This window comes from Streptomyces lothianensis, from assembly GCF_047779955.1.
Taxonomy (GTDB): Bacteria; Actinomycetota; Actinomycetes; order Streptomycetales; family Streptomycetaceae; genus Streptomyces.
Window position 1 is genome coordinate 33,993 of sequence record NZ_JBLMKT010000005.1, and the last position, 14,760, is coordinate 48,752.

The window sequence follows — 14,760 nt, forward strand, 5'->3', positions numbered from 1 at the left end:
CCACTCCGACGCAGCGAGAGATCCCTTCCATGTGCCAGCACCAGCCAGCCTGTCCCACCGCCGACTCAGCCGACCGGGAAGCCGCGCTCCTCGTGGCCTTCCACCCGGAGCAGGGCTGGAGCCTGCTGTGCAACGGCGTCCTCCTCTTCGAGGACACCGGCGAGCTGCTGCCGAACGGCCAGATCATCGACCCGCACCGCCCACTGGGCCCGGACTCGGTGGCCCGCGTAGCCTGACCCCACACCCCGAAGGGCCGGCCCGGACCCGACGGTCCGAACCGGCCCTGACGCACGCTCCTGCCGTCGGCGGCGCGGGGGGGGGCGTCAGCCCGCACCCCTCAGTGCTCGTACGCCTCCAGAGGCGGGCACGAGCACACCAGATTCCGGTCGCCGTATGCCTGGTCGATGCGGCGCACCGGCGGCCAGTACTTCTCGGCCGCCACCAGCGCGCCCGGAAAGACGGCCTCGTCACGCGTGTACGGGTGCTCCCACTCCCCGGCCAGCATCGCCGAGGTGTGCGGGGCGTTGTGCAGCGGATTGTCCTCGGCCGGCCACTCGCCCGTGGCGACCTTCTCGATCTCCGCCCGGATCTCGATCATCGCATCGCAGAATCGGTCGAGCTCGCCCAGGTCCTCGCTCTCGGTCGGCTCGATCATCAGCGTGCCGGCCACGGGGAACGACATCGTCGGCGCGTGGAAGCCGTAGTCGATCAGCCGCTTGGCGACATCGTCCACGCTCACACCCGTCGCCTTCGCCAACGGCCGGATGTCGATGATGCACTCGTGCGCGACGAGCCCGCCGGGCCCGGTGTAGAGCACCGGGTAGTGCGGCTCCAGACGCTTGGCGATGTAGTTCGCCCCGAGCACGGCCATCTGCGTGGCGCGCTTGAGTCCCTCGCCGCCCATCAGCCGCATGTACGCCCAGGAGATCGGCAGGATCCCCGCCGAGCCGAACGGCGCCGCGGAAATCGGCCCGACACCGGTCTCGGGCCCGGCCGCCGGCTGCAGCGGGTGGTTGGGCAGATGCGGGGCGAGGTGCCCGCGCACCGCGACCGGGCCGACGCCCGGGCCACCGCCACCATGCGGGATGCAGAACGTCTTGTGCAGGTTGAGGTGCGAGACATCGCCGCCGAAGTGCCCGGGCTTGGCGAGCCCGACCAGTGCGTTGAGGTTGGCGCCGTCCACGTAGACCTGGCCGCCGGCCTCGTGCACCTGGGCGCAGATGTCGGCGACGTGCTCCTCGAAGACACCGTGCGTCGAGGGGTACGTGATCATCAGGACCGCGAGCTCGTCCCGGTGCTTCTCGATCTTGGCGCGCAGGTCCTCGACGTCGATCTCACCGTCGTCGGCGGTCTTGACCACGACGACCTTCATGCCGGCCATCACGGCGCTCGCGGCGTTGGTGCCGTGCGCGGAGGACGGGATCAGGCAGATCGTGCGTTGCGCGTCGCCGTTGGCGCGGTGGTAGCCGCGCACCGCGAGCAGTCCGGCGAGCTCGCCCTGCGAACCGGCGTTGGGCTGCAGCGAGACCTTGTCGTAGCCGGTGACCTCGGCGAGACGCTCCTCCAGCTCACGGATGAGCGTGAGGTAGCCCTGCGCCTGCTCGGCGGGGACGAAGGGGTGCAGCGCGCCGAACTCGGGCCAGGTGACCGGCTCCATCTCGGTGGTCGCGTTCAGCTTCATGGTGCAGGAGCCGAGCGGGATCATGCCGCGGTCGAGCGCGTAGTCCTTGTCCGAGAGCCTGCGCAGGTAACGCAGCATCGCGGTCTCGGAGCGGTGCTCGTGGAAGACCGGGTGCGTCAGGTAGTCGTCGGTGCGCAGCAGCGCGGCGGGCAGCGCCTCGTCGGCGACCGCGTCGAGGGCCTCGACATCGCCCTCGACCCCGAACGCGGCCCACACGGCGGCCAGCTGCATACGCGTGGTGGTCTCGTCGCAGGACAGTGCGACGTGGTCGGCGTCGACCTGGTGCAGGTTGACCCCGCCCTCGCGCGCGGCGGAGACGACCTCGGAGGCCCGGCCCGGCACGCGCAGCGTGAGGGTGTCGAAGAACGAGCCGTGCACGACCTCGACCCCGCCCGCCTTCAGGCCCTCGGCGAGGATCGAGGCGTAACGGTGGGTGCGACGGGCGATGTCCGCGAGGCCCTGCGGGCCGTGGTAGACCGCGTACATGCCGGCCATGACGGCGAGCAGCACCTGCGCGGTGCAGATGTTGCTGGTCGCCTTCTCGCGGCGGATGTGCTGCTCACGGGTCTGCAGCGCGAGGCGGTACGCCTTGGTGCCGTCGGCGTCGACGGAGACGCCGACGAGGCGGCCGGGCAGGCTGCGCGCGAACTTCTCGCGGACGGCCATGTAACCGGCGTGCGGACCGCCGAAGCCGAGCGGGACGCCGAAGCGCTGCGAGGTACCGACCGCGATGTCCGCGCCGAGCTCGCCGGGCGAGGTGAGCAGCGTGAGGGCGAGCAGATCGGCGGCGACGGTGACGACCGCCCCGAGCTCGTGCGCCTGCTCGATCACCGGCTTGAGGTCCCGCACGGCGCCGGAGGCACCCGGGTACTGCAGGAGCACACCGAAGACACCGCGCTCGGCGATCTCGGCGGGGATGCCCTGCGACAGATCGGCGACGACGACCTCGACGCCGGTCGGCTCGGCGCGGGTCTCGATCACCGCGATGGTCTGCGGCAGCGCGTCGGCGTCGACCAGGAAGACACCCTGCTTGACCTTGCCGACCCTGCGGGCGAGCGCCATCGCCTCGGCGGCCGCGGTGCCCTCGTCGAGCAGCGAGGCGCCGGAGGTGGGCAGTCCGGTGAGATCGGCGACGACGGTCTGGAAGTTGAGCAGCGCCTCCAGACGGCCCTGCGAGATCTCCGGCTGGTACGGGGTGTAGGCCGTGTACCAGGACGGGTTCTCCATGACGTTGCGCAGGATCACCGGCGGTGTGAACGTGCCGTAGTAGCCGAGACCGATCATCGGCGCGAGCACCTGGTTGCGGTCGGCCAACGTGCGCAGCTCCGCGAGGACTTCGGCCTCGCTGCGGCCCTCGGCGAGATCGAGCGCCTCGGCGCTCTTGATCACGTCCGGCACCGCGGTCGCGGTGAGCTCGTCGAGCGAGCCGTAGCCGACCTGGGCGAGCATCTTGGCGCGGGCCTCGGCATCGGGGCCGATATGGCGCTGCTCGAAGGGAATGCCGCGCTCGAGCTCGTGGAGCGGGGTGCGGTTGGCGGTCATTACGGAGGCCTCCTGGTCGTATGCGACCTGCGAGGGGCACCACGGCGCTGGTACCCGGACGGCCTCCCCCTCTGTCATCTCAACCTGAGAGTTTCACCGGTCCGTGACCTGCACGGTCCGGCTTTCACCGTCGGTGAGAGCGGAAGCCGTCGACACCCGCCCTGCTTTCCAGAGTGACCTCGTCCGCGCGGTACGTGTGCCTGAGAGATTCCGGGGAGGATTTGCTCCTTCGGCGCCTTCGGGCCCGGTCACGACCGGGTCGGAGAGCTCTCCCGCACGGGGTCAGCAGCCGCTTGCCAGCCTACCAGCGGGTCCATCGGCTGATTCCGTGCGTACGACCCGTCCGTCCCGAGTGGCCATGGGCGCGAATGTGTTCTTTCGTAGGGAATCAGGGATTCCGTATGACTTTGCGCACCACGTGGAGGGACCGTGCAGACCGACATCGACCCCCGCAGCCTGATCGGCCGCAAAGCCTTCGACCGCAACGGCTCCAGGCTCGGCACCGTGGACGAGGTCTATCTCGACGATGCGACGGGCGCCCCGGAGTGGGCGGCCATACGCACGGGGCTGTTCAGCAGGGACGCCTTCGTGCCGCTCGAGCCCAGTGAGGTGGTGGAGGGCAAGCTGCGCGTCCCGTACGAACGGGCACTGATCAGGGAGGCCCCCGACTTCGGCGTCGGCCGCCACCTCTCGCCCGAGCAGGAACTGCAGCTCTACCACCACTACGGCCTCTCGGTCACCGGCGGCACCGAGCCCCCGGCGGACCGCGACTTCGGACGCATCGCCGGCGAGGACGACACCGAGGAGTAGGGCTCACCGGACACCCGGGCGGCATCCGACGACTCCTTCGGCGCCAGGGGTACGAGCGGCAGCGGCTCCCCGGGCCGCAGCTCCGGGTCGTCGACCCGGAACGTCCGTACGCGCCCGGGCGCGGAGCCGGGCGTCTCGAACCGCACGGTCACCCGCCCGAGCCCGCTTCCCTGCACCCACCCCGGCCCGAACTCGGCATGCCACACATCATGCCCGGCATGCCAACTCCGCTCCGCACCTTCGCCTCCCTCGCTTCCACGACCTCCGAAGCTCCCGGTGCTCCCCGTGCTCCCGGTGCTCCCGTCGCCTTCGGCGGCGCCCTCACCGTTCGTGTGCTCCCCGTTGCTCCGGCTGCCCGTGGGGATTCGGCCGTGTGCGTCGCTCCCGGTGCCCTCGCCGTCTTCGGGACTCCCTGTGGTCTCTCCGCTCCCGCCGCGCCCTCCGCCCCCCGCGTCGCCCCCGCTCCCGGGCCCTTCGTCCCCCGTTCCGCCCCCGGCCCCTTCAGACGCCCCGTCCACGCCCTCCTGGCCGCCCTCAGCCGCCTCCCGGGTATGCCCCCGCCCAGGAGCCCCGTCCGCCGCCTCGGCCCCGTCGGCCTGCCCCTGGGCGGCCTGGGCCGCCTGGGCGAAGAGGTCCTCCTGGGTGTAGTCGGCGAGGCCGCTCACACCGACGCCGAGCAGTCGCACGCCGCCGGTCGTGTCCACCGACCCGAGCAGCCGCGCCACCGCCTCCCGTACGACCGTGGGGTCGTCGGTCGGCCCCCGCAGCGTCTCCGAGCGGGTGAGTGTCGAGAAGTCGTAGCGCCGCACCTTGAGCACGACCGTCCGCCCCGAATGCCCGGCGCCCCGCAGCCGCTCCACACAGCGCACCGCGAGCCGGTCCACCTCTGCCCGCACCCGCACCCGGTCGTGGATGTCGATGTCGAAGGTGTCCTCCACGGAGACCGACTTGGTCTCCCGCTCGGCCACCACCGCCCGCTCGTCCACGGCGAGCGCCATCGCGTACAGATGCCCGCCGTGCGCCTTCCCGAGGAGCCTGACGAGCTCGTCCTGGCCCGCCTCCGCGATCTCCCCCACCGTCGTGATGCCGGCCCGCCTCAGGTGGTCCCCGGTGGCGGGCCCGACACCGGGCAGGATCCGCACGGGCTTGTCCGCGAGCAGCGCCCGCTCCGTGCCGGGCACGATCAGCCGCAGCCCGTCCGGCTTGGCCTCCTCCGATGCGATCTTCGCGAGCATCTTGGAGGCCGCGAGCCCCACCGACCCGGTCAGACCGGTGACGGCCCGTATGTCATCGCGCAGCTTCTCCCCCGCCGCGAGCGCCGAGGCGGTGTCCCAGGCCACCTCGCCCGCTTCCAGGTCCACGAAGGCCTCGTCCAGGCTCAGCGGCTCCACGAGCGGCGACAGCTGCCTGAGCAGCCCCATGACCTGTGCGCTGATGTCCCGGTAGACGCCGAAGCGCGGCACGAGATACGCGGCGTTCGGCGCCAGCCTGCGCGCCTGCCCCATGGGCATCGCCGAGTGCACCCCGAACCGCCGCGCCTCGTACGAGGCGGTGGCCACCACGCCGCGCGGCCCGAGACCGCCGACGACCACGGCCTTCCCGCGCAGGCTCGGCTTGGCCGCCTGCTCCGCCGAGGCGTAGAAGGCGTCCATGTCGAGATGCAGAATCGTGGGCGCGGTTCTCACATCACCGATGCTGCCCTACGCCACTGACAATCGCCCCGACCGCGCCCGGACGACGCCCGGTCCCCGCCTCAGTCTCAGACCGCGCGATTGCGGCGCCGCGCCAGCTCGTCCGAGGGGTTGTGTCCGATAAGGGTCTCGCCGGTGTCGATGCGCTCGCCGTGCAGATGCGCGAGCACGGCCTCCACATCGCGCCAGACGACACCCACGGCGATCCCGAAGATCCCCTGGCCGCCCTGCAGCAGGTCGACGACCTCGTCCGGCGAGGTGCACTCGTAGACCGTGGCGCCGTCGCTCATCAGGGTCATCCGCTCGAGGTCGGCGAATCCGCGCTCCCGCAGGTGCTGCACCGCGGTGCGGATGTTCTGCAGTGAGACGCCGGTGTCGAGGAAACGCTTGACGATCTTCAGGACGACGACATCACGGAAGCTGTAGAGCCGCTGCGTCCCCGAGCCGAAGGCGGGGCGCACGCTCGGCTCCACGAGGCCCGTACGAGCCCAGTAGTCGAGTTGCCGGTAGGTGATTCCGGCTGCCGCGCAAGCGGTCGGTCCGCGGTAGCCGATCTCGTCGCCCGATGCCCCCGGGCTCTTGCCCGGTCCCACCGCCGTGGTGGGCCGCCGCGCAGCGTGACCGGCCGCGCCACTGTGCAGCGGATACGGTCCGCCCTCCCCCGGACTGCGTCCGGGAGCACCCCCAGCCATACCGTCGCCGCTGCTTCTCACGTCGGCCTCCGTCCTTGACCTGCCCTCTCGACGGTAGGCAGTACCCAGGAGCACGTCAACGAACGCCACACTCGGCACGCCGAGTGATTATCACCCGAAGTGTGGTTTACACCGCCCCGCCGCGTGGAAAAGCTAGCCGAATGCGCCCGTGGGCCTGTGGGGCAGGTCCGGAAGGCGGGTACCGGTACCTCGGAGCGCAGGTCCTCCGGTGGCCTGGAGCGGACGCTACTGACTGTTCGTCCCGAAGTCCTCGGGCGAGATCTGGTCGAGGAACTCGCGGAACTTCTCCACCTCGTCCTCCTGCTCGTCGGGGATCGCGATCCCGGCGTCGTCGAGGACCCCGTCACTGCCGTAGATCGGCGTCCCCGTGCGCAGGGCTAGCGCTATCGCGTCCGAGGGACGTGCGCTGACCTCGACGCCGCTCGCGAAGACCAGCTCGGCATAGAAGACACCTTCCCGCAGGTCGGTGATGCGCACTTCCGTGAGCTCCTGGCCCACGGCTTCCAGCACGTCCTTGAAAAGGTCATGCGTCAGCGGCCGTGGGGGTGCCATGCCCTGCTGAGCGAAGGCGATCGCGGTCGCCTCCCCCGGTCCGATCCAGATGGGGAGGTAGCGGTCGCCGCCCGCTTCGCGCAGGAGCACGATCGGTTGGTTGGAGGGCATTTCGACCCGGACACCGACAACGTCGAGCTCATTCACACAGCAACCCTAGGACGTGCCCGGCAGGTTTGGATAGTCGGGCCCGCTCCCGGTCAGTACGGGCGCACCCGCAGCGAGGACTGGACAAGCGCCGCGTGGAGCTTGATCGTGAGCGCCGCCAGCTCCTTCGTGCGCTCCTCGGCATAGGTCCTGGTCTGCGGGTTTCGATGGCGGCGCAGCGGGGCGACCACCTGTTCGACCAGGCCGGCCTCGCGTTCGGCGGAGGCCTTCATGGCCCGCAGATGACGTGGTTCGATTCCGGAACTGCCGAGCTCCGTGACAATTTTCGCGATCTCCACGGCCCCGGCATCGTAGTCACCCTCCCGCGAGGGCGTGATCAGGCCGTACGACTCCCATTCGTCCAGCTCGGCGGAGTCGACCCGGGCGGCCGCGAGCAGCGTGGCCCGGCTGATGCGGACCGCGGTGGGCTCGCTCTCCCCGGACCATTCGAGGTCTGCCGCGCAGTCCTCGTCCGAGCCCCGCGGCGAACCCGTCTGCGATGGCGCCTCACCGCGCTCCAGGGCATCAAGATGCTCCCGGATGACCTTCAGCGGCAGATAGTGATCACGCTGCATCCGCAGCACCTGTGCGAGCCGCTCGACGTCCTCGGCACTGAACTTCCGGTAGCCGGACGGGGTGCGCTGCGGCTCCACGAGGCCTTCCGACTCCAGGAAACGGATCTTGGAGATGGTGACTTCGGGGAACTCCTCGCGCAGCAGGTGCAGCACCTGGCCGATGCTGACGAGCCCGCCGTCCGCGGTGGCGGTGCCGCCTCCGGCACCGCCCCTCGGTGTGTGAAGCATCGGTCTTCCCTGAACGGTCAGAGGGCCCGCTGGCTCGCGTAGAAGACCAGACGGTACTTGCCGATCTGCACCTCGTCCCCGTCCGAGAGCTGCACCGCGTCGATGCGCTCACGGTTGACGTAGGTGCCGTTCAGGCTTCCCACGTCGGAGACGGTGAAGATCCCGTCCGCACCGCGACGGAACTCCACATGACGGCGGGACACAGTCACGTCGTCGAGGAAGATGTCGCTCTGCGGATGACGTCCTGCGGTGGTCAGATCGTTGTCGAGCAGGAAGCGGCTGCCCGAGTTCGGCCCGCGCCGCACCACGAGCAGCGCCGAGCCCAGCGGCAGCGCGTCGACGGCGGCCTGCGCCTCGGGAGAGAGGCCCGGCTTCGGGGTCTGCCCCGTCACCTCGGCCTCATAGGCCTCGATCCCCGAGATGGAGATCGTGGAGGTCGTCTCGGAGGGGCGCTCGCCGCCCGCGGCCGCCCGCAGGGGCGCACCGCAGTGGGAGCAGAACCGGCTGGCCTCGGCGTTCCGGTTCCCGCACCTCGTACACACCTGGGCCGACATGGACGGATCCTCCTGCCGCGGGAGCCCCGCGGGGGCGTGGGGCGCATACGGGGCGGCGCCGAACTCTCCACCCGCACTTGAGGTTGATGGTTCCGAGAAACCTATGCCGCCGGATGCGGCAGGGTCAACAGAAGACGCGCCCGGAGCGCCCGAAATGTCACCCCCGAGGACGCCTGCCTGATCGCGGAACAGCGGCCGCTCGCCACCCTGGCCCTCGGGCTCGGCATGGCGCGGAGCCCGGTGGCGGGCAGCACTGCCGCTGTCCTCGCGCGAGCTCTTGCCGAACAACTTCTGAAACAACTTCACGGGCGATTCCCCTTGACCGAAACAGACCCGCCCGTGGGGCAGGACGAACCCAGACTGCTCAAGCCGACGCACTCGTGCGGCGCCGACACCTTCTCAACGTCCGCGACCTCCGGACAGTTTCCACCACGCGGCACCCATCTGGTGTGCCGACCCCCCGCAGCCTCCTGCCCCCGCTCACGACCGGTGGCACTCACCCGGGTCACCGGGAGGACGACCGAGCGTAGTCAGGACGTTTCGCCCGTCGCAAGGCATCCACGATGATCTTCTCGCCTCGTGTCACATCCACCGTGGCCTGCTCCTTCTCCAGCGTCTGCACGACACCTCCCGGGATGTTCAGGGCCGGTTCGAGGTCCTGCGCCTTGCCGATCACCTTGAAGCGGTACGGCCCGGAGACTTCGCTCCCGTCGATCTCGATCCCGCCCTCCCCGTCCGTCAGGTAGGTGTTCGCCACGACCCGGACATCGTTGATCTGGATCGCCTCGGCGCCCGCGGCCCGCAGTTCCTGGATCGCGTCCAGGAGCATGTCCGCCTTGACCGCTCCCACGCTGTCGGTGATGGTCATCGTGATCCCGGGCCCCTCCGCGGCCACCGTGCCCGCGAGCACCCCGAGTTGCCGCTCCTTCTCGAGTGTCTGTCTGCGCGCCTCCTCGGCCTGGTCGGAGCTGTTCTCCAGCTCCGTCCGCTGGTCCTCGAGACGCTGCTTCTCGTCTTCCAGACGCTGAGTCCGGTCGTCGAGTTCATCGAGAATGCGTACGAGATCCTCCTGGCGTGCTCCGCGCAGCGGGCTGCTCTCGCTGTTCGAACGCACCTGGATGGCAAGGCCGAGACCCAGCGCGAACAGCAGGAGCGCCACGATGAGCTGGGCGCGCGAGACCTTCGGCGGCCACAGACTCCGCACAAGCCGCTGCCGGCCGCTCAGCTCCGGAGCGGCCGCTCCCGCGGCCTGCGCCCACTCGGCAGCTGTCCATGGCTTCGTGACCTGCATCGGGTCCGTGGCGGGCAAGGGCTCCCCGTCCGGGGATGGCGCCCCTGCCTGGGGCGGCTCCCCTGCCTTGGGCGGCTCCGCTGCCGGGGACGGCTCCGCAGTCGGGGACGGCTCCGCCACATCCTGCGCCTCCGCAGCCGATGACGACTCGGTAGCCGACGATGATGCAGCGGTCTGCGCAGCCCCGGCCTCGTCATCAGAAGCGTGGCCTGCGGGGGTCTCCTCCGGTTTCATCGGCCTCACGCCCGGAAGACGTGGCGGCGGATGGCCGCGGCGTTGGAGAAGATCCGGATGCCGAGCACGACGACCACACCGGTGGACAACTGCGCACCGACGCCCAGCTTGTCACCGAGGAACACGATGAGCGCGGCGACCACGACGTTCGACAGGAACGAGACGACGAAGACCTTGTCGTCGAAGATGCCGTCGAGCATCGCGCGGAGCCCTCCGAACACCGCGTCCAGCGCGGCGACCACCGCGATCGGGAGATACGGCTCGACCACTGCGGGCACCTCGGGCCGGACGAGGAGTCCGACGACGACGCCCACGACGAGGCCCAGTACGGCGATCACGATGTGCCCTTTCCTGCTTTCGGCTTTGCGGTTCGTACGGTCACACTCGGCGCGGCCGGCAGGCGCAGGTCGTCCTCGACCCGGAGGTCCGCCTTGATGCCGAAGTTCTCCTTCAGGGCCTGCAGATAGAGACCGTCCGCGCTGCCCTGGAACCTGGACTTCAGCTGCTTGCCGTCCCCGATGGCGAGCACGGTGTACGGGGGCACGAGGGGCTTGTTGTCCACGAGTATCGCGTCGCCCGCGGCCCTGATCGCCGACAGCGCGGTGAGCCGCTGCCCGTTGATCGAGACCGCCTCGGCGCCGGCCTGCCACAGGCCGTTCACGAACTGCTGCATGTCCCGGTCGCGCACGCGGCCGTTGTCGGAGAAGCCGCTCGTGCCCCGCGGCCCGTCACCGCCCTCGCCGTTCCCGCCGGCATCGTCCACGACGAGCCGCACCCCCGGGCCGGTGACCTCGGTGTCGCCGGCGAGCAGGCCCGCCAACCCGCCCTGGCCGCCGCCGTCTTCGTCGAGCGCCTCACTGCGGCGCCGGTCGACGTCGGCGCGCAGTGCGTCGATGTCGTCCTCGAGCCGGTCGGCGGCGGAGGATTCGCTCTCGATCCGGTCGATGAGCTCCTCGCGCTCCTTGGCGACCGCGGGAGCCGTCACGCGCGCCTGTGCGGCACCCACCGTCACGACCAGGGCCGCCAGGACGAGACCGACCCCCAGACCGAGCTTCGCGCGCAACGTGCGGGGCAGTCCGCCCTCGCCCTGCTTGCGTGCGGCGGCCTCGGCGTACCCGTCGTCGAGGCTGTGGTCCATGACATTGGTGAGCAGCGACATCGAGGCGTCCGGGCGGCGCGCGGGGCGCGATTCGGTGCTCCGAACGGGGGGCTGCTGCGGCATGCCGCACATCGTCGCACGTCGGGCCCCGTACCTCCGAATGGCCCCACCCGTCACCGGTCCGTGGCGGCACCGCCACGGACCGGCGCGCTGTGACGATCAGTTGCCCGCGCTGTCCACGACCGCGGACCACTCGTCGAGGAGCGCCTGTGCAGAGGCGTCATCGGGCCCTTCGGCCCACAGATGCGTGACGGCCTCTGCGGGGTCCGGAAGCACCATCACCCAGCGTCCGTCGGCCTCGACGACCCGTACCCCGTCCGTGGTGTCCACCGAGCGGTCCTGAGCCGCCTCCACGACCCGGCGCATGACAAGCCCCTTGACCGCCCAGGGAGTCGCCAGATCCCGCCTGAGCACATGCGCGCGCGGGATCCGGGCGTCGATCTGGCTGAGCGTGAGCTGGGTCCGGGCAACCAGGCCGATCAGTCGCACGAAGGCCGCCGTACCGTCGAAGACGCTGCTGAACTCCGGCACGATGAACCCGCCACGGCCGTCGCCGCCGAAGATGGTCGAATCGTCCCTGCCGACCCGGGTGAGATCGTCGGGTGAGGTGGTCGTCCACTCCACCTGGGTGCCGTGGTACGCGGCCACCTGTTCGGCGATACGGGTCGTGGTCACCGGCAGCGCCACCCGGCCGCTTCGCCGCTCGGCCGCCACGAGGTCCAGCATCACCAGGAGAGCGCGGTGGTCCTCGACGATCCTTCCCTTCTCGTCGACCAGCGAGAGACGCTCGCCGACGGGGTCGAAGCGGACTCCGAAGGCCGCCCGTGCCGAGGCCACGATCTCCCCGAGGCGTACGAGACCGGCCCGTCGGGCGTCCGCAGACTCGGTCGGCCGGGACTCGTCCAGGCCGGGGTTGACGGTCAACGCATCGACGCCGAGCCGCCCGAGCAGGCTCGGCAGCACAAGTCCCGCGCTTCCGTTGGAGGCGTCGACGACGACCTTCAGCTCGGACTCGGCGATCCCGCCGGTGTCCACGTTCCGCAGCAGCGAGCCCACATACGACTCGTAGACGCTCGCCGGGAAGTGCAGGTCGCCGATCTCCCCGGGGAAGGCCCGCCGGTACTCCTGGCGTGCGTAGACACGATCGAGCTTGCGCTGCCCGGCCTGCGAGAGGTCTGCTCCGCGCCCGTCGAAGAACATGATGTCGACGGAGTCGGGCACACCGGGCGTCGTGCGGATCATGATGCCGCCGGCGCTTCCCCGGGCGGTCTGCTGCCGTGCCACGGGCAGCGGCACGTTCTCCAGGTCGCGTACGTCGATGGCGCTGGCCTGCAGCGCGGAGATCACCGCCCGCTTCAGTGCCCTGGCGCCACGCGAGTGATCGCGGGCCGTGGTGACGGTCGAGCCCTTCTTCAGGGTCGTGGCATACGCGCCCGCAAGGCGCACCGCCAGCTCGGGGGTGATCTCTACGTTGAGGATGCCGGACACGCCCCTCGCGCCGAAGAGGTGTGCCTGTCCCCGGGACTCCCAGATCACGGAGGTGTTGACGAAGGCGCCCGCCTCGACGGTCTTGAACGGGTAGACGCGTACGTTCCCCTGGACGATCGACTCCTCGCCGACGAGGCACTCGTCACCGATGACGGCCCCGTCCTCGATGCGCGCGGCCCGCATGACATCGGTGTTCTTGCCGACGACGCAGCCCCGCAGATTGCTGTGCGGGCCGATGTACACGTTGTCGTGGACGACCGCCCGGTGCAGGAAGGCACCGGTCTTGACGACCACGTTGGACCCGATGACGGTGTGCTCGCGGATTTCGACATCGGCCTCGACCTTTGCGTAGTCGCCGATGAAGAGCGGACCGCGGAGAACGGCATCCGGATGCACCTCGGCGCCCTCGGCCACCCATACCCCGGGCGAGATCTCGAAGCCGTCGACCTCCACGTCGACCTTGCCCTCGAGGACGTCGGCCTGCGCCTTGACGTAGCTCTCGTGGGTGCCGACGTCCTCCCAGTAGCCCTCGGCGACAAACCCGTAGACAGGCTTGCCCTCCTTCATGAGCTGGGGGAACACATCACCCGACCAGTCCACCGGAACATCCGGCTCCACGTAGTCGAATACCTCGGGCTCCATGACGTAGATGCCCGTGTTCACCGTGTCGGAGAAGACCTGGCCCCAGGTCGGCTTCTCCAGGAAACGCTCGACCTTCCCTTCCTCGTCGACGATGGTGATGCCGAATTCGAGGGGATTGGGCACGCGCGTCAGACAGACGGTGACGAGTGCGCCTTTTTCCTTGTGGAAATTGATCAGTTCGGTTAGGTCGAAGTCAGCGAGCGCATCACCGGAGATGACCAGAAACGCGTCATCCTTGAGGGCGTCCTCCGCGTTCTTGACGCTACCGGCGGTGCCGAGCGGCTTCTCCTCATTGGCATAGGTGAGCTCCATCCCGAGCTCTTCCCCGTCACCGAAATAATTCCGCACCAGGGAGGCGAGGAATTGAACGGTGACGACGGTTTCATTCAGCCCATGCCGCTTGAGCAGCCGTAGCACGTGCTCCATGATCGGCCGGTTCGCCACCGGCAGGAGCGGTTTGGGCATGCTCGAAGTCATGGGGCGAAGGCGTGTGCCTTCGCCGCCGGCCATCACGACGGCCTTCATGTCGGAAGCGTCCTCCTTGAGAGACGACAGTCTTACCGACTCCGCCCGTCCGAAAACCGCTCAGCTCGGTCGGACGCGGTGCGGGCGCACCAGCCGCTGCACAGCACCACCGCATGCCGGCAGGCTCAGTCGGCCATGGCGTCCGCCCGGACGAGCCGACGGACCTGGACCACGTAGAGGATCCCTGCCCACCAGTAGAGCGTGATACCCCACCCTGCGAACGCCCATCCGAAAATAGCAGCGAGTGTCCCGAGCCAGCCACTTGTATCGCTCAACAGCAGCAACGGGAAGGCGTACATGAGGTTGAAGGTGGCCGCCTTCCCGAGGAAGTTCACCTGCGGCGGCGGATACCCGTGCTTGCGGAGGATACCCACCATCACCAGCAGGACCGCTTCCCTGGCCAGCAGCACCAGGGTCACCCACAGGGGCAGGATCTCGCGCCAGGTGAGCCCGACCAGCGTCGACAGGATGTACAGGCGGTCGGCGGCGGGATCGAGCAGCCGACCGAGGTTGCTGATCTGATTCCAGCGCCGCGCGAGCTTGCCGTCGAGATAGTCGCTGATGCCGCTGAGCATCAGCACGATGAGCGCCCAGACGTCGCTGTTGGGGCCGCCGAACACGGGCCTGAGGATCAACCACAGGAAGAGAGGTACGCCGACCAGCCTCGCCATACTGAGGATGTTCGGGATGGTGAGAACCCGGTCGGTCTGGACACGGGTTTCCTGGACCTCCACCCGGGGGCCTCCTGTGGGAACGTTCCTACGATGCCCCATGACCTTACCCTCCGTGGCGATGGCCGGTGGCCAGGGGGTGGGCCCTGAACCCTCCTGAATGCAAGAAAGCCCCCGAGTCGATGACTCGGGGGCTTTCCCTAAATTTAGTTCGGCGGCGTCCTACTCTCCCACAGGGTCCCCCCTGCAGTACCATC

At 69.7% G+C, this 14,760-nt stretch carries 13 protein-coding genes and 1 riboswitch; of the genes, 2 read left to right on the forward strand and 11 right to left on the reverse strand.

The window, feature by feature from the left end; genetic code table 11:
* Nucleotides 1-29 precede the first annotated feature (29 nt).
* Nucleotides 30-236: a DUF5999 family protein gene (locus ACLF6P_RS00310; protein WP_415947211.1), complete on the forward strand. Its 207-nt coding sequence runs from the start codon at nucleotides 30-32 to the stop codon at nucleotides 234-236.
* Between the two features lie 101 nt (nucleotides 237-337).
* Here ACLF6P_RS00310 and gcvP read toward each other — a convergent pair whose 3' ends face one another.
* Nucleotides 338-3,223 (reverse strand): aminomethyl-transferring glycine dehydrogenase, encoded by a 2,886-nt coding sequence (gcvP, locus tag ACLF6P_RS00315; protein WP_415947213.1) that lies wholly within the window; start codon nucleotides 3,221-3,223, stop codon nucleotides 338-340.
* A gap of 178 nt (nucleotides 3,224-3,401) precedes the next feature.
* Nucleotides 3,402-3,508: riboswitch (glycine riboswitch) on the reverse strand.
* A 144-nt stretch (nucleotides 3,509-3,652) separates the two neighbouring features.
* Between gcvP and ACLF6P_RS00320 the strand changes: the two genes are divergently transcribed.
* Nucleotides 3,653-4,033 carry a PRC-barrel domain-containing protein gene (locus ACLF6P_RS00320; protein ID WP_415947215.1) on the forward strand — a complete coding sequence of 127 codons (381 nt, stop codon included), beginning with the start codon at nucleotides 3,653-3,655 and terminating at the stop codon, nucleotides 4,031-4,033.
* On the opposite strand, the gene ACLF6P_RS00325 is transcribed toward ACLF6P_RS00320, so the two are convergent.
* The 10 genes from ACLF6P_RS00325 to ACLF6P_RS00370 all read right to left on the reverse strand — a co-directional run bounded on the left by ACLF6P_RS00325 (nucleotide 3,946) and on the right by ACLF6P_RS00370 (nucleotide 14,566).
* A complete protein-coding gene (locus ACLF6P_RS00325) occupies nucleotides 3,946-5,718 on the reverse strand; it encodes a DNA polymerase IV (protein ID WP_415947217.1) in 1,773 nt (590 codons plus the stop codon). The two genes, ACLF6P_RS00320 and ACLF6P_RS00325, sit on opposite strands and share 88 nt — an antisense overlap.
* Nucleotides 5,719-5,792: 74 nt before the next feature.
* Nucleotides 5,793-6,437, reverse strand: coding sequence for a MerR family transcriptional regulator (locus ACLF6P_RS00330; protein ID WP_415947219.1), 645 nt, complete (start codon nucleotides 6,435-6,437; stop codon nucleotides 5,793-5,795).
* 225 nt (nucleotides 6,438-6,662) lie between these two features.
* Nucleotides 6,663-7,136: a bifunctional nuclease family protein gene (locus ACLF6P_RS00335; RefSeq protein ID WP_415947221.1), complete on the reverse strand. Its 474-nt coding sequence runs from the start codon at nucleotides 7,134-7,136 to the stop codon at nucleotides 6,663-6,665.
* 53 nt (nucleotides 7,137-7,189) lie between these two features.
* Entirely contained in the window at nucleotides 7,190-7,939 is a 750-nt protein-coding gene (gene ftsR, locus ACLF6P_RS00340; RefSeq protein ID WP_415947223.1) for a transcriptional regulator FtsR, read from the reverse strand.
* Nucleotides 7,940-7,956: 17 nt separating this feature from the next.
* Nucleotides 7,957-8,871: an FHA domain-containing protein gene (locus ACLF6P_RS00345; protein ID WP_415947224.1), complete on the reverse strand. Its 915-nt coding sequence runs from the start codon at nucleotides 8,869-8,871 to the stop codon at nucleotides 7,957-7,959.
* A gap of 127 nt (nucleotides 8,872-8,998) precedes the next feature.
* The gene (locus ACLF6P_RS00350; RefSeq protein ID WP_415947231.1) at nucleotides 8,999-9,784 is read right to left on the reverse strand and encodes a DUF881 domain-containing protein; all 786 of its coding nucleotides are present in this window, start codon (nucleotides 9,782-9,784) and stop codon (nucleotides 8,999-9,001) included.
* A 239-nt stretch (nucleotides 9,785-10,023) separates the two neighbouring features.
* Nucleotides 10,024-10,356 carry a small basic family protein gene (locus tag ACLF6P_RS00355; protein WP_019708255.1) on the reverse strand — a complete coding sequence of 111 codons (333 nt, stop codon included), beginning with the start codon at nucleotides 10,354-10,356 and terminating at the stop codon, nucleotides 10,024-10,026.
* Nucleotides 10,353-11,249 carry a DUF881 domain-containing protein gene (locus ACLF6P_RS00360; protein ID WP_415947225.1) on the reverse strand — a complete coding sequence of 299 codons (897 nt, stop codon included), beginning with the start codon at nucleotides 11,247-11,249 and terminating at the stop codon, nucleotides 10,353-10,355. Before ACLF6P_RS00360 ends, ACLF6P_RS00355 begins: the two co-directional genes overlap by 4 nt.
* Nucleotides 11,250-11,336: 87 nt before the next feature.
* Complete coding sequence (locus ACLF6P_RS00365; protein ID WP_415947226.1) at nucleotides 11,337-13,832, reverse strand: sugar phosphate nucleotidyltransferase; 2,496 nt, start codon at nucleotides 13,830-13,832, stop codon at nucleotides 11,337-11,339.
* A gap of 125 nt (nucleotides 13,833-13,957) precedes the next feature.
* Nucleotides 13,958-14,566 (reverse strand): CDP-alcohol phosphatidyltransferase family protein, encoded by a 609-nt coding sequence (locus ACLF6P_RS00370; RefSeq protein ID WP_415947227.1) that lies wholly within the window; start codon nucleotides 14,564-14,566, stop codon nucleotides 13,958-13,960.
* Nucleotides 14,567-14,760 lie beyond the last annotated feature (194 nt).